Origin of the sequence: Campylobacter sp. 107 (genome assembly GCF_002383835.1) — a bacterium.
GTDB classification, from domain to species: Bacteria; Campylobacterota; Campylobacteria; order Campylobacterales; family Campylobacteraceae; genus Campylobacter_D; species Campylobacter_D jejuni.
Genome location: NZ_NXBA01000043.1, coordinates 1 through 262, shown reverse-complemented (window position 1 = coordinate 262; position 262 = coordinate 1). Strand labels below are relative to the sequence as shown.

1 pseudogene is annotated in these 262 nt (G+C 25.2%); it reads right to left on the bottom strand.

The window, feature by feature from the left end:
* Positions 1–250 (bottom strand): annotated as a pseudogene (locus BGS40_RS09595) (hypothetical protein); the annotation flags it as partial.
* Between the last annotated feature and the right edge of the window lie 12 nt (positions 251–262).

Genomic DNA, 262 nt, shown 5'->3' with positions numbered 1-262 from the left:
TAAATACATACATCAAATACACACTTGCAATTAATATAATAATATTACACACAAACCCTATAAACCAACTTAATTTTTTGTGTTTTTCTCCTGTGCTATAACATTTAAATAAATAAGCTTGCAATAAACAAGGAAGTATGATAAATGTGATTACTAAAAAAAACATAGTTATATAAGTCAAAAATCCAAAATAATTATATGCTTTATATTCTTGTGGTGATAATTTTTCAATTTCTGGAGGACCAAGCAATACAAGATCCCT